Genomic DNA, 25209 nt, shown 5'->3' on the forward strand with positions numbered 1-25209 from the left:
TTACCCTCTTTAACTATCAAACTGACTTAGGAGCAGGACAGTCATTAGCCAGCTGAAGCTTTCGATTCTTTCTATTAATTCCAACAATTTTTTGTTAAAAAAAAACAGGTAGAACATAAGTTCTACCTATTTTTGAGCTTTTCCGAAATTCTTCTAGTTTATTAACGGAATTTCTTCAAGCCTATGTTAGTCTTCAGACTTTTTCTTTCTCTTCTCTAAGCCCATCAGTCCCAAACCTGATACTCCCGCAAGCAAGCTTGCAGCTAAGTATGAGGTTTCTTCTGTACCTGTCTTAGGAAGGGATTTTGCACCCTCACTCTTAGAAAGTGATGGAGGGGCAGGCGTAATCGTCCGCTCTGGCTGAACAGGATTTTCTGTCACAGTCGGAACGTAAACTGCTGAAATCATCTGACCGTTGCGGTCTTTGCGAATCACTGTCACACCGTCAGCTTGGCCGACAAAGCCAGTTTCCGGTACAAAGGTCACTGTGCCATCTGGCGCAATCGTGTAAGTACCTTGACCTGGAACAACCTTTTCAGTACTGCCATCCTCGAAAGTTGGAGGAACGGTTGGATCTACGTCGCCTTCAAAGATTGGTTTACCAGTTTGAGGCTGGCCTTTGAGACCGGTGCTACCGGTATCTTCTGTGGCCGTGCTTCCCAAAACAGTTGGGGTATAGGTTGCCGTCACGGCATTGCCATAAATATCTGAACGTTTCACGACAACTCCGCGAGCAGTTCCGACAAAGTCGGCTTCCGGCACAAAGGTCACTGCCCCTAGCATAGTGAACCGATAAGTTCCTTCTCCTGGGACAACCATTTCGGTGCTGCCGTCCGCAAAGGTCGGTGCTACTGCATGGTCAATCGCCCCTTCAAAAGTTGGCGTGCCCGTTTGAGCTTGGCCCTTGCGGCCACTGGATACACTGTCCTTGCTAGTTGATGGTGCAACCACGGTTGGAACATAGCGAGCTGTAACTGAAGTGCCATTCTTATCACGACGAATAAGAGTCACACCGCTTCCCTGACCAAGGAAATCAGCTTCTGGAGTGAAGGTGACTGTCCCATCTGACGTGATGGTATAAGTCCCCTCACCCGGAATAGTCTTTTCCTTGCTTCCGTCTTCGAAGGTTGGTGCAATCGTCTCATCAATTGGCACCAATGGATTACCTGACTCAAATACAGGTTTGCCTGTTTGAACATGACCTTTGATATTCGTAGAGGTCGCATCTTTACCAGTTGGAGTAACCTTGGCAAACTCTGGACTGTAGGTAGCTGTTACTGGAGTGCCATTTTTATCGACACGTTTTACAGTCACTGAATCTGGTTTGCCTACAAACTGCTTGTCTGGAGTAAAGGTCACTGCTCCATCTGGAGTAATGGTGTATGTTCCCTGACCTGGAATGGTCTTTTCCTTGCTGCCATCGTCGAAGCTTGGCACAACTGAGTCATCAATTGGAACCAGTGGATCACCACCTGCAAAGGTCGGTGTGCCGGTTTGTGGAACACCTTGTGGACCGGTGCTGGTTGTATTGGTGCTAGTAGGAATCACTTCTTTCACTACCGCTTGGTACTTGACGGTTACTGGAGTGCCATTGGCATCGGTACGAGTCAATTCAAGTTCCGGTATCTCACCCTTAAACTGCTTGTCTGGAGTGAAAGTCACCTTACCGTCCGCATCAACTTCAAACTTACCAACATTCGGTACTTCTTTGACAGAAGAACCATTGTCAAATAACGGAGTCGAACCAGCAGGGAATGGAACAGAGTTGTGCCCTGGAGTGAAGCTTACTTTGCCTTCTTGAACTTGGCCTTGCAAGCCTTCTGTCTTAGTGCCAGTACCAGTTGGAGTTACTTTCGTAAATTCTGGACTGTAAGTCGCAGTCACTTCCGTGCCGTTCTTATCTACACGTTTCACAGTGACTGGATCTGGTTTACCAACATATTGTTTTTCAGGTGTGAAAGTCACTACGCCATCTGGTGCAATGGTGTAAGTTCCTTGACCTGGAATCTTTTTCTCCTTGCTGCCATCTTCGAAAGTTGGCTCTACTGATTCATCAATTGGAACTAGTGGATCACCACCCGCAAACGTTGGAGTACCGGTTTGTGGAACACCTTGAGGACCAGTGCTAGTCGCATTGGTGCCAGTTGGAATCACTTCTTTCACTACTGCTTGATATTTGACGGTGATAGGAGTACCGTTGGCATCCACACGAGTTAATTCGAGTTCCGGTGTTTCACCCTTGAATTGTTTGTCTGGTGTGAAAGTCACCTTTCCATCCGCATTCACTTCGAACTTGCCGACATTTGGAACTTCTTTCACTGTTGAATTGTTATCAAACAGCGGAGTTGAACCAGCTGGGAATGGAACAGAGTCATGGCCTGGGGTGAAGCTTACTTTACCTTCTTGGACTTGACCTTGAAGACCTTCTGTCTTATCACCAGTACCAGTTGGAGTTACCTTGGTAAACTCTGGACTGTAGGTCGCTGTCACTGGTGTGCCGTTCTTATCCACTCGTTTTACTGTGACTGGGTCTGGTTTACCTACAAATTGCTTGTCTGGAGTGAAGGTCACTGCTCCATACGGAGTGATGGTATACGTTCCTTGACCTGGAATGGTCTTCTTCTTGCTTCCATCTTCGAAAGTTGGCTCTACTGAGTCATCAATTGGAACTAGTGGATCACCGCCAGCAAAAGTTGGGGTGCCAGTTTGCGGAACACCTTGAGGACCAGTGCTAATCACATTGGTGCTAGTAGGAATCACTTCTTTCACTACCGCTTGGTACTTGACGGTTACTGGAGTGCCATTAGCATCCACACGAGTCAATTCGAGTTCTGGTGTTTCACCCTTGAATTGTTTGTCTGGAGTGAAAGTAACCTTGCCGTCCGCATCCACTTCGAACTTACCAACATTTGGCACTTCTTTAATATTCTTTCCGTTACCAAAGAGTGGAGTCGAACCGGCTGGGAATGGAACTGAGTCATGACCAGGCGTAAAGGTCACTTTGCCTTCCTGGACTTGACCTTGTAGGCCTTCTGTCTTAGTGCCAGTACCAGTTGGCGTAACCTTAGTAAACTCTGGGCTGTAAGTTGCCGTTACTGGTGTACCGTTCTTATCCACTCGCTTCACAGTGATTGGATCTGGTTTACCCACAAATTGCTTGTCTGGCGTGAAGGTCACTGCTCCATCTGGAGTAATGGTGTAGGTTCCTTTACCTGGAATCTTTTTCTCCTTACTTCCATCTTCGAAAGTTGGCTCTACTGAGTCATCAATTGGAACTAGTGGATCACCACCCGCAAAGGTTGGAATGCCAGTTTGAGGGACACCTTGAGGACCTGTGCTAGTCGCATTGGTGCTGGTTGGTATCACCTTGGTAACGGTCGGTGTATAAGTCGCAGTTATTTCTGTACCGTTAGCATCGACTCGTTTAACCGTAACAGGTGTCGCCTTGCCAGTAAATTGCTTAACTGGTTTGAAGGTAATAGAACCATCTGAATTAATGGTATAAGTTCCTTGATTAGCCACTACCAAAGTGTCAGTCCCATTTTCAAAGGTCATGGACTTGGTCATATCGATTGGAACCGCTTGGTCACCTGGACTGAAAGTTGGCTTGCCACTTTGCGGTTGACCTTGGAGACCCGTTGATTCAACATTGGTACTAGTAGGCGTTACCCGTGTTACCGTTGGCGTATAGGTGGCAGTAACTTCCGTGCCGTTCTTATCTACACGTTTAACAGTAACTGAAGCTGGGGTCCCCACATACTGTTTGTCTGGGGTAAAGGTGATAGTACCATCTGAGTTGATGGTATATTCTCCTACTCCTTGAACTGTCTTCTTAGGTTGACCATCTTCAAAGGTCATTGGAGAATCCATATCAATCGGAACTAGCGGATCACCACCTTGGAAGCTCGGGCTACCTATTTGCGGAACACCCTGAGGACCTGTGCTAGTCGCGTCGGTTCCTCTTGGAACCACTTCTTTCACAACTGCTTGGTATTTGACTGTAACAGGAGTGCCATTAGCATCGGTGCGAGTCAATTCAAGTTCTGGTGTTTCCCCCTTAAACTGCTTGACTGGAGTGAAGGTAACCTTACCATCAGAGTCCACTTCAAACTTACCGACATTCTGTACTTCTTTCACTGTTGAATGGTTATCAAACAATGGAGTTGAACCAGCTGGGAATGGAACAGAGTCGTGCCCTGGTGTGAAGGTCACTTTACCTTCTTGAACTTGACCTTGCAGGCCTTCTGTCTTATTTCCAACACCAGTTGGCTTTACTGCTGTCACCGTTGCTTGATATTTTGCCTTAGCGACGGTACCGTTGACATCTGCACGACTGACTTCAATTTCAGGTGTTTTACCTACAAATGTCTTAACAGGTGTAAAGGTAATATTACCATCAATATCCACTTCAAACTTGCCAACATTTTCAATTTCTTTCACATTGGTACCCGTGTCAAAAACTGGGGTACTGTCTGCTGAAAAACCTACTTCTGGTCTTCCAGCTTCAAAAGTAATCTTGCCATTCTGAACCAATCCTTGTGGACCTTCAGTCTGATCGCCAGTTGCGTTTGGAATAACTTCTTCAACAGTAGGTGTGTAAGTGGCCGTTACTTCTGTTCCATTTGTGTCTACACGTTTAACATTGACTGGGGTCGCCTTGCCAGTAAATTTCTTCTCTGGCTTAAAAGTAATGGAACCATCTGAATTAATAGTATAAATTCCTTGATCAGCTACTACCAACGTGTCAGTCCCATTTTCAAAGGTCATGGACTTGGTCATATCGATTGGAACTGCTTGGTCACCTGGACTGAAAGTTGGCTTGCCACTTTGTGGTTGGCCTTGCAGGCCTGTTGACTCAGCATTGGTGCTGGTTGGTGTGACTCGCGTCACAGCTGGCGTATAGGTTGCTCTTACTTCGGTTCCATTTGTATCTACGCGTTTAACTGTTACTGGAGATGGGGTCCCCACATATTGCTTGTCTGGCGTGAAAGTTATCGTACCGTCTGACTCAATGACATAAGTCCCGACCTTGTCTACCTTCTTAGTTGTTTGATTATCCTCAAAGGTCATTGGTTGGCTCATATCAATCGGCACAGCCTTGTCACCTGGGGTGAAGGTTGGCTTGCCACTTTGTGGTTGTCCTTGCAGGCCACTTGAAACGGCATTGGTACTTCTTGGTGTAACCTCCGTCACGGTTGGCGTATAGGTCGCTCTTACTTCGGTGCCATTTTCGTCAACTCGTTTGACCGTCACTGCAGCTGGGGTCCCCACATATTTCTTATCTGGGGTAAAGGTAATAGATCCATCTGAATTGATGGTATATTCCCCTACGCCCGCAACCGTCTTCTTAGGTTGACCATCGTCAAAGGTCATTTGCTTGTTATAGTCGATTGGAACCGCTGGGTCGCCTTCCTTGAAGACCGGCGTTCCTGTTTGTGGCACCCCTTGAGGACCTGATGAAATAGCGGGTGTGCTGGTTGGTGTGACCTTGGTCACGTTAGGTGTATAGGTTGCAGTCACTTCGGTGCCATTGGTATCAACACGTTTGACCGTCACTGGAGTCGCCTTACCAGTGAATTGCTTAAGCGGCTTGAAGCTAATGGTATCATCTGAATTGATAGTATAAGTTCCTTCATTAGCTACTTCCAAGGTGTTCGTCCCATTTTCAAAAGTCATGGCTTTGCTCATGTCAATTGGGATTTGTTGGTCACCTGGGGTGAAGGTCGGCTTACCACTTTGTGCTTGACCTTGGAGGCCAGTTGATTCAACATCGGTGCTTCTTGGTGTTACTTGGGTCACATTAGGTTGGTAGCGTGCCCGATGTGCTTTACCATCGGTATCACTGACTTGAACTACCACTGGGTCTGGCGTACCATAAAAAGTTTTGATAGGTTTGAAAGTTACTTGGCCGGTATTTGGATCCAATTCATAGGTCCCGACTTGCTGGCCATTGGACATGGCTGGCACCGTGTTGCCTGCTACTGTCTGACCGTTAGCATCCACAAAGATGGCAGGATGGGTAGCATCTGGCATGAGAGGGGCCGTATTCGCATCATCATCGTTAAAGATTAGCGTTTTATTTTGGTCTAACCCTTGAATACCATTTGATTCGTAGTTTGGAATCTTACGGACTGTCGGCACATGACGGCCGTCCATACTAGTCAATTGATCATTTTTATTAGGGTCAGAAGTATCCGTTGAAGTCCATCCAGTTGATGTACCATTGCTGTCAGTCCAACGGATGTTAATTCCATCAGCAATTCCAGAAAATTCCGCATTTGGTGTAAAGGTTACTTGCACATCATTGCCATTGACGGTCACTTGATAGGTCCCTTCTGGACGAATATAGTTACCATCGACGGCGGTCAGAACTTGGCCTTTCTTATCCAAAACCTGAGGCGCTTGGGTACTCATAACTGCATTGACACTGTCGTCTGAACGATCCGTTCCTTTAGGTGTGAAGTGAAGGATAGTAGTTTGAGTCTCACCTGTAAAGCCGTCCGTAGTCTGCTTCTCCCCCTTAGGAGGATAAATGCGATGCAAGAGCATATCTTCTACTTCACCGCTAAAGGCAATACCGGTTGGTTGCTCAATATCGCCTTTATTAGTCGCAATTCGGAAACGCATACCCAATTTGTCTACTTGACCGCCACTAATATTTGAGTTGGCATTGAAGGTCAAGGTATAGTCACCAGCAGCTGTAATCTCTTGTAGGTTGCTACCTTCGCTTTCACTGAAGACTCCATCATTATTGAAGTCAATCCATGCCTTGACATAGGATTTAGCATTGCCATTTGGGTTAGCTTTGATTTTAATCGTATAAGTTCCATTTGTGGCTTTGTCTAAATCAAGCAAATCATTAGAAGCGCTTAATTGATCGTCCGCTAGTAATTGGCTGGCCCCCTCGTCCTTATGTTCCTTTTTATCATCCAGAACCCAGTCATTGGATGACTCAACATCAATATCAGCTGGCGTTGTCCCTAAATAAGGCTGATTAATTAGCTTACCAGTCACCGAATCACGTCCTGAAATGGTATGGAAGGCTTCGCCATAAGTCGCTGGCGCATCACTTCCATCCACCACTAAAAATCCCATCATCATAGCCTGTTGCCCAGATGATGCTACATAGAAACCTACTTCAGATGCCCCACGCGTCATCACTACAGGAACCGTCCGTTCGTTAGAACGGTTTGGTCCAAATACCTGACTTCCCAGACCACCCGTCACGGTATCTGGACTGAGGTACTTATACCAGTCTACGCTTTTATCTCTTAAAATTAAGAGGCCGCCGCGCGTTTTTTTATCCGCTTCATCCACCATTTGCTTGGTAATAACCGTGTAGGCTTCTTTGGCAGTACTCTTATTCTTCCATTCACCGAGATATTCCCATCCTTCTCCGTTAGTAGTGAAGATAGCAAATTCACCTGGGTTGGCGTCTTCACCATCGGCCATAACCACCGTAGGGGCCACTCGCTTACCGAGATAGGTTGCCTCAATATTGAATTTCACTCCCCAGTTAGCTGAATCCTCAGGGTAAACAAGTTGCGTCTTATGATTCTGGGTATTAAAACCTTGATTACGAATAGTTGTCCATTGATCCTGACTTGCCCCTATCACTGAAAGTGGTGTTCTCCCATATTTTGAACTCGACTGCAAGAAATCATTTTGTGCATTTGGGTTATAAGTATTTTCTGTCGGTGTTCCTTTAACCCGTTTTCTATATATTTCTGTGGAATTAAAAGGCTTGAGCTCTGTGACGGTCAAGGTCACCTCATAGCCAGGTGAAATTTCTTTCTTGAAGGTCGTTCCTACTTGGAGTCCGCCTCGTGAATCCAATCCTTTCCAACTTGCAATATCCGAAAAATCAAGCCAAGTAATCTGTTTGGCTAATTGGGTACTATCTTTCTTGACAGATTCCTCCAAGCTTGGTTTAGGTACTCTTGGCGTAGAGGTAGCATCATCTGCCCCAGCTGATCCAGTACCTATCGGAACTCCTGTTGTTAGACTGTTCTGTTGTCCAGTAGGTGTAGCATCCCGTCTCACACGACGAAAGCGATTAGGCTGAGCTAGATCTGCGGTTGCTTCTGACTTTTCAGACACGACAGCCGCGTTAGATGTTTCTGGGTGAACAGTGATTGGTTGAGTATCCTCGACTGATTTAGTTGCTGTAGATTCAGTAGATTCTTCAACTTTCTCAGGCTCTGAGCTTCTTGGACTAGGATTATCATCGGATTGAAGGGTCTCAGTAGCAAAAGCAAGTGCTGAACTTTCTTTTGCATGTAAATGTTCAGAAGCCACAGTTTCAGCAGAATTCACTGATGATTCGGCTATTCCTGTTTGCGAAACATCGTTCTGGGCACCAGAATCACTAGCTTCGTCAGCACTAACTTGTGCCGCTGCTCCCAAAAGAAGCAGGGTTGACAAGAGCACAGAACAAACACCGACGTTCAGTTTCCGAATCGAAAACTTACGCAGGTGAGGATTAAATAAATCTTTTCCCATAATAATCTCCTAAATAATCATCTAGTTACAATAGTTTTATTATACAACATTCCATTTTAGTTAGCTATATATATAACTATAATTATATAAAAAATTTTTTTAAAAATTGACACAAAGCGTTTTATAGTCTATTTTTGAAAACAAAAGAAAAAATAGACCATAGAAAAATCCTTATAAATTAAATAAATATAGGAATATTTCAGATTCTACTTTAGTGTTTAACATTTTAGAAATACTATTATTATGAAGTTTTTAAGATTTATTTCCTTGGATATAAAGAAAAAAGATTCACTAATGAATCTTTCCTCTTTTAATTTAGGAATTGAAACCTAAGTTCCTATCTCTTAATCTTCAGACTTTTTCTTTCTCTTCTCTAAGCCAAACAGTCCTAAACCTGATACTCCCGCAAGTAAGCTTGCTGCCAAGTAGGAGGTTTCTTCTGAACCTGTCTTAGGAAGGGCTTTTGCACCCTCGCTCTTAGAAAGAGATAACGGTGCAGGCGTAATCGTCCGTTCTGGCTGAACAGGTTCTTCTGTCACAGTCGGAACGTAAATCGCTGAAATCGTCTGACCATTGCGGTCTTTGCGAATCACTGTCACACCGTCAGCTTGGCCGACAAAGCCCGTTTCCGGTACAAAGGTCACAGTGCCATCTGGCGCAATCGTGTAAGTACCTTGGCCTGGAACAACCTTTTCGGTGCTACCATCCTCGAATGTTGGCGGAACAATTGGATCCACGTCTCCTTCAAAGATTGGTTTACCAGTCTGCGGCTGGCCTTTAAGACCTGTGCTGCCGGTATCTTCTGTGGCAGTAGTCCCCAAGACAGTTGGGGTATAGGTAGCCGTCACAGCATTTCCATAAATATCTGAACGCTTCACGACAACTCCGCGAGTAGTTCCGACAAAGTCAGCTTCTGGCACAAAGTTTATTGCTCCCAGCATAGTGAACCGATAAGTTCCTTCTCCTGGTACAACCATCTCTGTGCTGCCGTCCGCAAAGGTCGGTGCTACTGCCTGGTCAATCGCCCCTTCAAAGCTTGGCGTGCCCGTTTGAGCTTGGCCCTTGCGGCCGCTGGACACACTGTCCTGACTGGTTGATGGTGCAACCACGGTCGGAACATAGCGAGCCGTCACTGTGGTGCCATTCTTATCCACTCGCTTCACTGTGACTGGATCGGTTTTTCCTACAAATTGCTTGTCTGGTGTGAATGTAACTGAGCCATCTGGAGTGATGGTGTAAGTTCCTTGACCTGGAATTGTCTTTTCCTTACTTCCATCTTCGAAAGTTGGTTCAACTGTTTCATCAATTGGAACCAATGGATCACCTGCTTCGAAGATAGGTTTGCCAGTCTGAACATGCCCCTTGATATTTATAGATGTAGTATCTTTACCAGTCGGAGTTACCTTGGCGAACTCTGGGCTGTATGTCGCAGTTACTGGAGTTCCATTCTTGTCCACACGTTTCACAGTGATTGGATCAGGTTTGCCTACAAACTGCTTATCTGGGGTGAAGGTCACTTCGCCATCTGGAGTGATGGTATATGTTCCTTGACCTGGAATAGTCTTTTCCTTGCTTCCGTCGTTGAAGCTTGGCTCTACTGTGTCATCGATTGGAACTAGTGGATCACCACCTTGGAAAGTTGGAGTGCCTGTTTGCGGAACACCCTGCGGACCGGTGCTAGTCGCTGTGGTGCCGGTTGGAGTTACCTTAGTAAACTCTGGGCTATATGTTGCAGTTACTGGCGTACCATTTTTATCCACACGTTTTACAGTGACTGGATCGGGCTTGCCTACAAATTGCTTGTCTGGCGTGAAGGTCACTGCGCCATCTGGAGCAATGGTGTAAGTTCCTTGACCTGGAATAGTCTTCTTCTTGCTTCCATCTTCAAAGGTCGGCTCAACGGTTTCATCAATTGGAACTAATGAATCACCACCTTGGAAAGTTGGTGTACCAGTTTGTGGAACTCCTTGAGGTCCTGTGCTTGTTGCATTGGTACTGGTTGGCGTTGCCTTAGTAACAATTGGCGTGTAAGTTGCGGTAACTTCCGTGCCATTTTTATCTACACGTTTTACTGTAACTGGTGTTGGGGTGCCAACATACTGTTTCTCAGGAGTAAAAGTGATAGAACCATCTGAGTTAATAGTGTATTCCCCTACTCCTGGAACAGTCTTCTTAGGCTGGCCATCTTCGAAGGTCATTGGAGAATCCATATCAATTGGAACAGTTGAGTCACCGCCCGCGAAGGTTGGGGTACCGGTTTGTGGAACGCCCTGAGGACCTGTACTAGTCGCATCGGTGCTGGTTGGAGTTACTTGAGTCACTGTAGGTTGGTAAACCGCTTCTGCTGTAGAACCGTTCATATCCCTTACACGAAGACGCGCAGGAGTTGGCGTCCCATGGAAATCAGGTGCAGGTTGGAAGCTAATATCTCCATTAGCTTGAACAGTGTAGGTTCCTTGTAGCTTGCCACTTGCATCATGCACAGGCAGACTATTAGCTTGTTGAATTTGCCCATTAACTACAAATTGTGGTCCCTCTGGCGCTAAAGGCACCATCGCATTCTGTCCATTAATACTTGCTTGACCTGGAGTAAAGTTTAGGTGACTCGTTTGAAGTTTCCCTTGTAAACCAGTAGACTGTGTATCTTGACCTGTTGGGGTTGCGGCCTTAACTTCGGCTTGATAAGCAGCGGTTACTTCTGTCCCGTTCATATCAACACGTTTAACAGATTCAGCACTTGGACGGCCAGTGTAGCTAGGAACCGGTTGGAAGGTTACACGACCTGAGTTATCAACCATATAAGTTCCGACATTCGGAACAACCTTAGTTGTTTGACCGTTATCAAAAGTTGGAGCAACTGCCTCATTAATTGGCACACGATTATCACCTGGCGTAAAGATCAAATCACCAGATTGTTCAGCACCTTGAATACCTTCAGAGTTTGCTCCTTGTGCTGTTGGAACAAGACGCGTTACTGTTGGTTGATAGATTGCACGGTGCTCTGTTCCATCGATATCATACAATTGTAGGTTAACAGGGTCGACCGTCCCTACAAATGACTTATTCGGAGTGAAAGTCACACGACCAGTAGCTGGATCTAACTCAAAGGTTCCCACTTCTTGGCCTTGCGAGGTTGCCTTCGCGCTTGTTCCAACAATACGATTGCCATCAGCATCCAAGAAAGAGACAGGATTCGTTGAAGATGGTTGAACAGGTGTCTTAGCAGGATTTCCATCATTAAAGACAATATCTTGCACTTGAGGCAAACCTTGTGCGTCCGTCGAACGATGTTCCGCGAAATTCAAAACAGTCGGAATATAGCGGGCATCCATGTTATTCAACTTATTGTTGATAACAGGTTCTCCATTATTCTTCGCAATCCAATCTGTACTTGCACCATTAGTATCAACACGTCGGATATTAATTCCCTGAGTAGTACCGATATAGCCAGTGCTAGGTTCAAATATCACATCCACATTTGCACCCTTGGCTGTTACTTTATATCGTCCCTCAGCAGTACTGTACCAACCGTCGCCATCTGCTGTTAATGTATGACCTGCATTGTCCAAAACAACAGGTGCTACAGTTGTATCAATAGCCGCTTTCTTGCTTTCATCATTTTGATCAATACCTTGAGGTGTAAACTGAAGAGTAGCTTTCTGAGGCTGGCCGATTATTCCTGAACTTTCCTTCTTTTCACCTTTTGGCGGATAGGTCAAGATGACTTCTAAGTCTTCAACTTCCCCACTAAACGCTGTCCCAGTAGGTTTTTCAATATCTCCTTTATTCAGGGCAATACGGACCCGCATTCCCAGCTTGCTAACTTCAGGATTGGTCATCGCTGGATTATTCTTAAAATTAACAGTATAGTCACCAGCCGTTGTTACTTCAGTAAATTCGCTGGCCTCATTTTCATCAAAAACACCATTTTGATTGAAATCAATCCAAGCACGGACATAGGCCTTGCTATTACCATTGGCAGAGGCTTGCAGGCGAACTGAGTAGTCACCATTTTGAAGACGATTGACTCGGAAAAGGTTATTTGTCTTACCGGTCAAATCTGAAGGCAAGAGCTGATCAACCCCTTCGTCTGCGTGATCAGTATTGTCATCATGCCTCCAGTCATTACCCGAAGTAGTATCAATATCAGCTTCAACTCGACCCAAGAATGGCTGAGGAGTTCTTGCACCTGTATTGGCATCATAACCAGAAATAGCATGAACAGCATTTCCATAAGAAGCTGGTGCATCCCCCTCATCTACTACCATAAAACCAATCATAGCAGCTTGCTGACCAGAAGAAGCAATATAAATCCCAACTTCTGAAGCACCACGTGTCATCACAATCGGAACTGTGTGATCTTTAGAAGTATTAGGACCAAAGACCTGAGAGCCCAAGCCTCCTGTTTTTTGATCTGGATTAGTAAAAGCAGTCCAGTCGATTACAGGTATAGTCGCATTATCTCCTATATATTGACCATATCTGTTAGGGTTCATCGGTGCATAAGTTTCGGTAATTTCCCGACCGTCTGGCAGGACACGTTTCCATTCTGCCAAGTGTTCCCATCCTTGGCCATTGGTCGTGAAGATAGCATACTCCCCTGGGTTGGCTTCTTCTCCATCTGCCATGATAACTGTTGCTTTTACAGGTTTCCCAAGGTAAGTCGCTTCTACCTTGAATTTTATACCGTAGCTAGCACCATTTTTAGGAACTTGTAATTGAGTCTTTCGGCCATTGGTGTTAATCCCTTGGTCTCGAACAGATGTCCATTGATTCTGCTCCGCTCCTATAATTTTCGGTCTAGCCGAATCTCCCTCAGCTTCCTGCTTTTTATAGTCTTCATTTACATATCTGAACCAAGTGTTTTTCGCATTCGGATCATAGCTACTTTCATACGCAGTACCCTTGACGCGGTCACGATAAATCTCTGTTGAGTGGAAGGGTTTTAATTCCGTCACTGTCAGTTTGATACGATAGCCAGGTGAAATTTCTTTTTCATAGACAGTACCAACTTTAAAGGAATCGTCCGTATCTAAGTTGCTGATAGCACTTTTATCCCCAAGATCCAGCCAGTTAATCTGCTTCATCAAGTCTGTCGGGTTCTTTTTTTCAGAATCAGCCAAAGTAGGCTTTTCAATGGTGTTGTTAGGGTCACCATCTCGCAGACCAGTAGGTGCTGCATCCCGTCTTACCCGACGAGAGCGACTAGGCTGAGGAGTCTCTGTAGTTCCTGCCGGTTGAGCAGGAGCTGGTTGGCTGTTTTCCTCAGACTTAACTTCTGCAGGAACAGTTGTTTGCAAAGAGGTAGTTTCTGCAGCTGGCTGCTCACTTGTTGGCTTATCAACTGAATCAGGCCTTGCAGTCGCTACCGCAGACGCATCTTCTGCTTGAACTGCAATAGTGTCAGGCTTACTTTCCTCAGCTGGTGAATTTACTGATTCTGCAGTACTTCCTGAGGAACCTGCTGTACCTGTTTGCGAAACCTCACTTTGGGCATTAGAACCAACAGTTTCATCAGCGCTAACCTGTGTTGCTGCTCCCAAAAGAAGCAAGGTTGATAAGAGCACAGAACAAACACCGACGTTTAGTTTTCGAATCGAAAACTTACGCAGGTGAGGATTAAATAAATCTTTTCCCATAATAATCTCCTAAATAATCATTTAAATTGCAGCTTTTATTATACACTATTCTATTTTAGTTATCCATATATATAACTATAATTGTAAGAAACTAACATTATAATTAGACACTTTGTTAAAAATGGTCTATTTTTAACAAAAATAGGAAAGATCCATAAACGAATCTTTCCTATTTTGATTTAGCGGTTAGAAGCTAAGTTCTCACCTCTTAGTCTTCAGACTTCTTCTTTCTCTTCTCTAAGCCAATCAGTCCCAAACCTGATACTCCCGCAAGTAAGCTTGCTGCTAAGTAGGAGGTTTCTTCTGTACCTGTCTTAGGAAGGGATTTTGCACCCTCACTCTTAGAAAGAGATGGTGGTGCAGGCGTAATCGTCCGCTCTGGCTGAACAGGAGCTTCTGTCACAGTCGGAACATAGACTGCTGAAATCGTCTGACCATTGCGGTCTTTACGAATGACAGTCACGCCGTCAGCTTGACCGACAAAGCCAGTTTCCGGTACAAAGGTCACTGTGCCATCTGGCGCAATCGTGTAAGTTCCTTGGCCTGGAACAACCTTTTCAGTACTGCCATCCTCGAAAGTTGGAGGAACGGTTGGATCCACGTCTCCTTCAAAGATTGGTTTACCAGTCTGCGGCTGGCCTTTGAGACCGGTGCTACCGGTATCTTCTGTGGCCGTGCTTCCCAAAACAGTTGGGGTATAGGTAGCCGTCACAGCATTGCCATAAATATCTGAACGCTTCACGACAACTCCGCGAGCAGTTCCGACAAAGTCAGCTTCTGGAACGAAGGTCACTGCCCCTAGCATATTGAACCTGTAAGTTCCCTCACCCGGGACAACCATCTCTGTGCTGCCGTCTGCAAAGGTCGGTGCTACTGCCTGGTCAATCGCCCCTTCAAAAGTTGGCGTGCCCGTTTGAGCTTGGCCCTTACGGCCGCTAGACACACTATCCTTGCTAGTTGATGGTTCCACCACGGTTGGAACATAGCGAGCTGTAACTGAAGTGCCATTCTTATCACGACGAATAAGAGTCACACCGCTTCCCTGACCAAGGAAATCAGCTTCTGGAGTGAAAGTTACTGTACCGTCTGGTGTGATGGTATAGGTTCCCTCACCCGGAATAGTCTTTTCCTTGCTTCCGTCTTCGAAGATTGGCGCAATCGTCTCATCAATTGGTACCAATGGATCACCTGCTTCGAAGACAGGTGTGCCAGTCTGAACATGACCCTTGATATTCGTAGATGTGGTATCTTTACCAGTTGGGACTACTGCTTTCACTATTGCTTGATATTTGACAATAACCGGAGTTCCGTTAGCGTCTAAACGAATCAATCCCAGTTCTGACGTTTCACCCTTGAATTGTTTTATCGGGGTGAAGGTCACCTTGTTATCCGCATCCACTTCGAACTTACCAACATTTGGCACTTCTTTAATATTCTTTCCGTTACCAAAGAGTGGAGTAGATCCAGCAGGGAATGGAACTAATTTATGTCCTGGCGTGAAAGTCACCTGACCTTTTTGAACCTGACCTTGCAGACCTTCTGTCTTAGTGCCAGTACCTGTCGGAGTTACCTTGGTGAACTCTGGACTGTAGGTCGCTGTCACTGGTGTGCCGTTCTTATCCACTCGTTTTACTGTGACTGGATCTGGTTTACCTACAAACTGCTTGTCTGGCGTGAAGGTCACTGCTCCATCCGGAGTGATGGTATACGTTCCTTGACCTGGAATGGTCTTCTTCTTGCTGCCATCTGCAAAGGTTGGCTCAACTGTCTCATCGATCGGAACTAGTGGGTCTGCACCTTTGAAAGTTGGAGTGCCGGTTTGCGGAAGACCTTGTGGGCCAGTGCTCGTTGCGGTGGTGCCTGTTGGAGTTACCTCTTTCACTACCGCTTGGTACTTAACTGTAACAGGGGTACCATTGACATCAGTGCGAGTCAATTCAAGTTCTGGCGTTTCACCCTTGAATTGTTTGTCTGGAGTGAAAGTAACCTTGCCGTCTGCGTCCACTTCAAACTTACCAACATTCGGTACTTCTTTGACAGAAGAGCCATTATCAAATAATGGAGTCGAACCGGCCGGGAATGGAACTAATTCATGGCCTGGAGTGAAGGTGACTTTTCCTTCTTGGATCTGGCCTTGAAGACCTTCTGTCTTGGATCCAGTACCAGTCGGAGTTACTTTCGTAAACTCTGGACTGTAGGTCGCCGTTACCGGTGTGCCGTTTTTATCGACACGTTTTACAGTGATTGGATCTGGTTTACCTACAAACTGCTTCTCTGGAGTAAAGGTCACTGAGCCATCTGGAGTAATGGTGTAAGTTCCCTGACCTGGAATAGTCTTTTCCTTGCTGCCATCGTAGAAGCTTGGCTCGACTGAGTCATCAATTGGAACCAGTGGATTACCACCTGTGAAGGTTGGAGTACCCGTTTGAGGCAGGCCTTGAGGACCAGTGCTGGTTGCGGTAGTTCCTATTGGGGTCACTTTCTCAACTGTAGGTGTGTACTTAGCCGTCACTGGCGTACCATTCTTGTCCACTCGCTTAACAACAACTGGGTCTGGTGTTCCAACAAATTGCTTGTCAGGTGTGAAAGTGACAGATCCATCTGGTGCCACTTCAAAAGTACCGACATTTGGAACTTCCTTGCGTTTGCTTCCATCATCGAAAGTCGCTGGAGTGTCATTATCCAGTGGTACATCTGGATTGCCACTGACAAAGTTTGGCTTACCTGTCTGTGGACGTCCTTGTTTACCAGTGCTGGTTGAGGTGGTACCTGTCGGAGTGACTTCCCTCACTACCGCTTGATATTTGACAGTTACTGGTGTTCCATTGGCATCCACACGAGTCAATTCAAGTTCTGGTGTTTCACCCTTGAATTGTTTGTCTGGAGTGAAAGTAACCTTGCCATCTGCATCCACTTCGAACTTACCGACATTCGGTACTTCTTTAACAGAAGAACCATTGTCAAATAACGGAGTCGAACCAGCAGGGAATGGAACTGAATCATGCCCTGGCGTGAAGGTAACTTTCCCTTCTTGAACTTGGCCTTGAAGTCCTTCTGTCTTGTCACTAGTACCGGTCGGAATAACAGCAGTCACAGTCGCTTGGTAGTTAGCCTTAGCTGCTGTGCCATTAACATCGGCACGGCTGAGTTCGATTTCCGGTGTCTTACCAACAAACGTTTTAACTGGAGTAAAGGTAACATTACCCTCTCCGTCTACTTCGAACTTACCGACTTTGGCAATTTCTTTGACATTCGTGCCAGTGTCAAAGACTGGCGTACTGTTTTCTGGGAAGCCGACTTGCGGATTTCCTGCTTCAAAAGTAATCTTACCTTTTTGAACTTGGCCTTGAAGCCCCTCTGTCTGAGCACCTGTCGCTCTTGGAGTCACTTTCTCAACAGTTGGTGTGTACTTAGCCGTCACTGGTGTACCATTCTTATCTACCCGCTTAACAACAACTGGGTCTGGTGTGCCAACAAATTGCTTGTCAGGTGTGAAAGTGACAGATCCATCTGGTGTTACTTCGAAGATTCCAACATTTGGAACTTCCTTGCGTTTGCTTCCATCATCGAAAGTCGCTGGAGTATCATTATCCAGTGGTACATTCGGGTCGCCACCAACAAAGTTTGGTTTACCCGTTTGTGGACGGCCTTGTGGGCCAGTGCTGGTTGAGGTAGTAGCTGTTGGAGTTACCTCTTTCACTACTGCTTGATACTTAACTGTAACAGGGGTACCATTGACATCAGTGCGAGTCAATTCAAGTTCTGGCGTTTCACCCTTGAATTGTTTGTCTGGTGTGAAGGTTACTTTGCCGTCCGCATCCACTTCGAACTTACCAACATTTGGCACTTCTTTAACTGCGGTACCATTATCGAATAATGGAGTTGAACTAGCTGGGAATGGAACAGAGTCATGGCCTGGAGTGAAGGTGACTTGGCCCTCTTGGACTTGACCTTGCAAGCCTTCTGACTTAGTGCCAGTACCAGTTGGCGTAACCTTAGTAAACTCTGGGCTGTAAGTTGCCATTACTGGAGTGCCATTCTTATCAACACGTTTTACAGTGATTGGATCTGGTTTACCTACAAATTGCTTGTCTGGCGTGAAGGTCACTGCTCCATCCGGAGTGATGGTATACGTTCCTTGACCTGGAATGGTCTTCTTCTTGCTTCCATCTTCAAAGGTCGGTTCAACTGTTTCGTCAATCGGAACCAATGGATCACCACCTGCAAAGGTCGGTGTGCCAATTTGAGGAAGACCTTGTGGACCGGTGCTTGTTGCATTAGTACCTGTTGGAGTTACTTTAGTAAACTCTGGACTGTAAGTTGCCGTCACTGGTGTGCCGTTCTTGTCCACTCGCTTCACTGTGATTGGGTCCGGTGTGCCTACAAACTGCTTCTCTGGCGTGAAGGTCACTACGCCATCTGGAGTAATGGTGTACGTTCCCTGGCCTGGAATCTTCTTCTCCTTACTTCCATCTGCGAAAGTTGGCTCAACAGTTTCATCGATTGGAACTAGTGGGTCTGCACCTTTGAAAGTTGGAGTTCCTGTTTGCGGCATACCTTGTGGACCGATGCTCGTCACGGTGGTACCTGTCGGAGTTACTTCTTTCACTACCGCTTGGTACTTAACTGTAACAGGAGTTCCGTTGGCATCCACACGAATAATTCCTAATTCTGGTGTTTCACCCTTGAACTGTTTGTCTGGAGTGAAAGTTACAGTGCCATCCGCATCCACTTCGAACTTACCGATATTTGGAACTTCTTTAATATTTTTTCCGTTACCAAAAAGCGGAGTCGAACCTGCTGGGAATGGAACTAATTCATGGCCTGGCGTGAAGGTGACATGGCCTTTTTGAACCTGACCTTGCAAGCCCTCTGTCCTGTCACCAGTACCGGTCGGAGTCACAGCGGTCACAGTTGCTTGGTAGTTGGCTTTTGCTACTGTACCGTTGACATCTGCACGGCTGAGTTCAACTTCTGGTGTCTTACCGACAAACGATTTGACTGGTGTGAAGATAACATTCCCCTCCGCATCAACCTCGAACTTACCGACTTTAGCAACTTCCTGTACAGTAGTGCCAGTATCAAAAATTGGCGTACTGTTTTCTGGGAAGCCGACTTGCGGACTTCCTGCTTCAAAAGTAACTTTGGCTTTTTGAACTTGGCCTTGAAGCCCCTCTGTCTGAGCACCTGTCGCTCTTGGAGACACTTTTTCAACTGTTGGCGTGTACTTGGCTGTCACAGGAGTGCCATTTTTGTCCACTCGCTTAACAACAACTGGATCTGGTGTTCCAACATATTGCTTATCCGGGGTAAAGGTAACAGAACCGTCTGGAGCCACTTCAAAGATACCGACATTTGGAACAACCTTGCGCTTGCTTCCGTCATCGAAAGTAGCCGGAGTGTCATTATCCAGTGGTACTCCCGGAGTGCCACTTACGAAGTTTGGCTTGCCTGTTTGTGGCCGACCTTGCTCACCAGTGCTGGTAATATTTGTTCCCGTTGGAACCACTTCTTTCACCACTGCTTGATATTTGACGGTAACAGGAGTGCCATTCACATCTGCTCGAACCAATGTCAGCTCAGGAGTGGTTCCCTTAAACTGCTTGTCTGGCGTGAAAGTCACCTTGCCATTGGCATCCACTTCAAATTTACCAACGGTTGGAATCTCTTTAACAGTCAAACCATTGTCAAAGAGCGGAGTTGTTTCAGCTGGGAATGGTACAGAGGCATGACCAGGCGTGAAGGTGACATGACCTTCTTGAACCTGACCTTGTAATCCTTCAGTCTTATCACCAGTTCCTGTTGGAGTCACCTTAGTAAACTCAGGACTGTAAGTTGCAGTAACCGGAGTGCCGTTCTTATCGACACGTTTTACAGTAATTGAATCTGGCTTTCCTACAAACTGCTTCTCTGGTGTGAAGGTCACTGTGCCATCTGGTGCAATGGTGTAAGTTCCCTGACCTGAAATAGTCTTTTCCTTGCTTTCATCTTCAAAGGTTGGCGTGACTGCTTCATCAATCGGAACTAGCGGATCACCACCTTGGAAAGTTGGGGTACCCGTTTGCGGAAGACCTTGAGGACCTGTGCTAGTCACATTAGTCCCTGTTGGAGTTACTGATGTAACCGTCGCGATATAAGTTACTTTCGCGGCAATACCATTTGCATCTTTGCGAGTAATGCTAATTTCTGGCGTTTCACCTACAAAGCGCTTGTCTGGCGTGAAGGTAACAACACCCTCAGCATCTACTTCAAACTTACCGACTTTGGCAATTTCTTTGACATTCGTACCTGTGTCAAAGACTGGCGTGCTGTTGGCTGGGAATCCTACTTTAGGATCGCCAGCTTTAAAAGTTACACGGCCCTTTTGAACTTGTCCTTGCGGACCTTCTGTCTGATCTCCAGTTCCCGTCGGAGTTACAGCGGTCACAGTCGCTCGATATTTGGCCTTGGCTACTGTGCCATTGACATCTGCATGGCTGAGTTCAACTTCTGGTGTCTTACCGACAAACGTTTTGACTGGAGTAAAGGTGACATTACCCTCTCCGTCCACCTCGAACTTACCGACTTTGGCAATTTCTTTCACATTCGTGCCTGTGTCAAAGACTGGGGTGCTGTTTTCTGGGAAACCAACTTGAGGACTTCCTGGTTCAAAAGTAACTTTTCCTTTTTGAACTTGACCTTGAGGGCCTTTTGTCTGAGCACCTGTTGCTCTTGGGGTCACTTTCTCAACAGTAGGCGTATATTTAGCTGTCACAGGAGTGCCATTTTTGTCCACTCGCTTAACAAGAACTGGATCCGGTGTACCAACATATTGCTTGTCTGGTGTGAAAGTGACAGATCCATCTGGTGCCACTTCAAAGATTCCGACATTTGGAACGACCTTGCGCTTACTTCCATCATCGAAAGTCGCTGGAGTATCATTATCCATCGGTACATCTGGGTTACCACTGACAAAGTTTGGCTTACCTGTCTGTGGACGACCTTGTTTACCAGTGCTGGTGATGTTTGTCCCTGTTGGAGTTACAGCAGTGACTGTCGCCTTGTAGATAGCTGTAGCCGTGCTGCCATTCGTATCTGTACGAGTAATCCTGATGTCTGGCGTAAGGCCTTTAAATTGTTTCTCTGGAGTAAAGGTTACATTTCCATCCTCATCCACTTCAAACTTACCAACAGTAGGCACTTCTTTAACAGTCGAACCATTGTCGAAGAGCGGAGTTGAGCCAGCTGGAAAGGCCACAGTTTGTTTTTGACCGTTGACTTGCGCAGAACCTTCTGTGAAGCTGACTTTTCCTCGCTGAACATGACCTTGTACACCACTGGTTTCAGTATTCGTTGCACTTGGTGCTGCTGCTTTCACATCAGCCTGATAGGTAGCTGTTACTTCTGTTCCATTGACATCTACTCGCTTGACAGTCTCTGCCGCTGGCCGTCCAGTATAAGTCGGCAGTGGAGTGAAGGTAACTAAGCCTTGATTATCCACCTGATAAGTGCCGACACCATCAACTGTTTTAGTTTGGCTGCCATTATCAAAGATTGGCAACTTCTTGCTATCAATAGGCACAAGATTATTGCCCGGATTGAAGGTCAATTGCCCTGTCTGAACTGCACCTTGAATGCCCTCGCTGCTGGCACCTTGAGCAGATGGTTTAACAGGAGTCACCTTTGGCTGATAAACAGCTTGATGCGGAATACCTTTGCCATCAGTCAGCTGAACGGAAATAGGGTCTACAGTCCCAACAAAGTTTTTGTTTGGTTTGAAAGTAATCTTACCTGTTGCAGGTTGGACTTCAAAACGACCGACTTCCCGACCATTTGATAAAGCTGGAACTCTAGTATCATCTGTAGTCGTTCCATCTGCTTTCACAAATTTTACAGAATTTGCTTCGCTCGGACTTGTCGGAGTTTTGCCAGCATCACCATCATTAAAGACAGGCGTCTTTTCTTGCGTTAGTCCTTGAGCATCCGTTGTTTCATACTTAGGAACATTGAGCACGGTTGGCACATAGCGTCCATCCATGGTGTTGAGCTGGTCATTGATGACTGCTTCAGCCTGATTTTTGGCAATCCAATCTGTACTTGCTCCATTAGTATCAAAACGACGGATGTTAATTCCCTGGGCTGTGCCGATAAAGCCTGCCTTAGGCTCATATACCACATCTACATCCGCACCGTTTGCTGTTACTTTATAACTGCCTTCAGAAGTGTTATACCAGCCTTCTGCATCAGCTGTCAGGGCATTTCCTCTCGTATCTAATACAATCGGAGCTTTGGTAGTATCAATTGCTACTTTCTTATTTTCAGTATTTTGAGCAATTCCCTGCGGAGTAAAATGAAGAGTGGCTGTCTGTCTCTGATCACGGATTCCAGTACTTTCCTTCTTCTCACCTTTTGGTGGATAGGTCAGTTCAACTTCTAGATCTTCCACCTCACCACTAAATGCAGTTCCAGTTGGCTTTTCAATATCTCCCTTGTTCAAGGCGATACGAACACGCATTCCCAGCTTGCTAAGTTCAGGATTAGTCATAGCTGGATTCTTCTTAAAGTTGACAGTATAATCTCCCTCAGTTGTTACTTCGGTAAATTCACTGGCTTCATCTTCATCGAAGACACCATTATTATTGAAGTCAATCCAGGCGCGAACATAGGCTTTTTCGTAACCGTTAGCCGAAGCATGGATGCGGAGAGAATAATCTCCGTCATGCAGACGGTTGACTGGAAAGAGACCATTGGTTTTCCCGACTAAATCATCAGACAAGAGCTGATTAACACCTTCATCGGCTAAATCATTCTGATCGTCATGCTTCCAGTTGTTTCCAGATGTGGTATCAATATCAGCCGCAACACGGCCCAAGAATGGCTGTGGATTTTGACCGCCAGTTTCTGCATTGTATCTTGAAATAGCATGGATAGCTTTTCCATAGGAATCCGGTGCATCACCTTCATCAATTGCCATAAAACCAATCATCGCAGCCTGCTGACCAGAAGAAGCTATGTAAATACCAACCTCTGAAGCACCACGAGTCATCACAAGTGGAATCGTATTATTTCTAGAAATGTTAGGTCCAAATACTTGACTTCCCAGTCCGCCAGTCTTTTGGTCAGGACTGACATAGGCCTGCCAATGAACCCCAGTACCGTCATCTCCAATAAATTGACCTTCTGTAGTAGGCTTCATTGGCTTATAGGTTTCTGTAATCTCAGTAGTCACACCATTTGCGTCTGTAACTGTACGCTTCCACTCGGCCAAATGTTCCCAACCCTTACCATTGGTTGTAAAGATAGCATACTCACCAGGGTTTGCCTCTTCTCCATCAGCCATGACAACTGTTGCTTTAACAGGTTTCCCACGATATCTAGCTTCAACTTTGAACTTCACACCGTAGTTGGCTTCATCTTTAGGAACCTGCAGTTGAGTCTTACGCCCCTTGGTATCAATTCCTTCTGACTTAATAGCTGAATATTGATTCTGAGCAGCACCAGTAATTTTAGGACGGTAATCATCACCATACCAATACTGATAAGCATAATTATTGCTATTGTTATACTGAAGCCAAGTATTTTTTGCATTGGGATCATAACTGCTTTCGTACTCAGTTCCCTTTACTCGATCACGATAGATCTCTGTCGCATAGAAAGGTTTCAATTCCGTGACAGTCAGTTTGACCACATAGCCCGGCGAAATTTCCTTCTCATATACTGTCCCTACTTTAAATGAACCATCTTTATCTAGATTTCTCAGTGATTTAGTATCACCAAAATCCAGCCAGTTTACTTGCTTCATCAACTCATCAGAGCGTTTCCTCACTGATTCTTCCAGTGTTGGTTTAGAAACTGTAGGATTAGGTGTTGCATCTTGTATAGCAGAGCTAGCTTGACCAGCAGGACTGGCAGTACGGAATGATGTTCCTGCCTCCATTGGCTGGCCATTACGATCAGACCTTGGCATAGCCGCAGAACTTGGTTTTGGCGTATATTGCACTGAATAAGAGCGAGCCCGACTAGCTTCAGCAGGTCTGGCTTCATTAGAGGTCTCAGCTGTTTGATTAGCTTCTTGTGCCTTTTCAGGTGTCGCTTGCTCTGAAGCTGCAACTGGGCTTACCAGCTGATTTTGATCAGCACTTGCTTCTGAGTTAGCTGTTTCAGGAACAGCAGATGTTGCTGTATTCTCAAGAGCAGGCTGACTGACAGCAGACTCCGTCAGTTTTTCTGGCAGTGAGATATTATCATCCACAGTTCCGCTGGCAGTTTCATCTGCATTGACTGTAGCCGCAGTACCTAAAAGGAAAACGGTAGATAATAATACCGAGCAAACTCCGACATTTAATTTTCGAATTGAAAACTTATTTAAATGGGGGTTAAATAATTCTTTTCCCATAGAATCTCCTATATTAATATTTAATAGCAATTGGTATTATACAACATTTATATATAGTTAGCCATGGATATGACTGTAGTTGAGGGGCATAGTGTCCAAAAATAGACACATAAAAAAAAGACTCCATTTTTATAGTAAAAAAAGAAGATCCGCAAACGAATCTTCTCACTTTTGACTTTCTGATAAAACCTTATCTAATTTTTCCTGCAGGGCTGCTAATTCCCAACCTTCGATTTCTTTTAGCTTATGATTAGTCACTGCCAGCCCCTCATATTCGAGTCCGCAGTTCTGGCAAAAGCGGCTCATCACGTAGTCCAGCATTTCAATTTCTTTGCTAGGCTGAGAACCTTGCAGGAGGAAAAACACCTTTTTGCCCTTGAGTACTGCCTGCGGCTCATGCACATCAGCTACTCGGTCCAACAAAGTTTTTAGCAGACCTGAAAAAGACCACCAATAAATAGGGCTGGTAAAGACCAGCACATCAGCCTGACTCAGCTGCTCATAGACTTGAAAGAACTGGTCGTTTTCTGCTGACTGGCCATATTGCTCAATGTGGTAGTCCACTAATTGAAGTGCCTCATAATCTCTATCCCGCAGAAAAAAGTGCCCCAACTTAAAACTATTACCATTCCTATTCGGGCTGGCGTTTACCAAATAAATCATAGCTTCTCTTCTCCTCTATTCTTTTTCCAA

General features: G+C 45.6%; 4 protein-coding genes. All 4 read right to left on the reverse strand.

Translation table 11 applies throughout. The features are described 5' to 3' along the window. Window positions 1-186 precede the first annotated feature (186 nt). The 4 genes from DQM55_RS07215 to DQM55_RS07230 all read right to left on the reverse strand — a co-directional run bounded on the left by DQM55_RS07215 (window position 187) and on the right by DQM55_RS07230 (window position 25179). Entirely contained in the window at window positions 187-8502 is an 8316-nt protein-coding gene (locus DQM55_RS07215; RefSeq protein ID WP_111675969.1) for a CshA/CshB family fibrillar adhesin-related protein, read from the reverse strand. A 344-nt stretch (window positions 8503-8846) separates the two neighbouring features. Then, the gene (locus DQM55_RS07220) at window positions 8847-14141 is read right to left on the reverse strand and encodes a CshA/CshB family fibrillar adhesin-related protein (protein WP_111675970.1); all 5295 of its coding nucleotides are present in this window, start codon (window positions 14139-14141) and stop codon (window positions 8847-8849) included. A gap of 208 nt (window positions 14142-14349) precedes the next feature. After that, the gene (locus DQM55_RS07225; RefSeq protein ID WP_111675971.1) at window positions 14350-24516 is read right to left on the reverse strand and encodes a CshA/CshB family fibrillar adhesin-related protein; all 10167 of its coding nucleotides are present in this window, start codon (window positions 24514-24516) and stop codon (window positions 14350-14352) included. 165 nt (window positions 24517-24681) lie between these two features. Next, window positions 24682-25179, reverse strand: a complete 498-nt coding sequence (locus tag DQM55_RS07230) for a flavodoxin family protein (protein ID WP_111675972.1) — start codon at window positions 25177-25179, stop codon at window positions 24682-24684. Window positions 25180-25209 lie beyond the last annotated feature (30 nt).

Origin of the sequence: Streptococcus sanguinis, assembly GCF_900475275.1 — a bacterium.
GTDB classification, from domain to species: domain Bacteria; phylum Bacillota; class Bacilli; order Lactobacillales; family Streptococcaceae; genus Streptococcus; species Streptococcus sanguinis_N.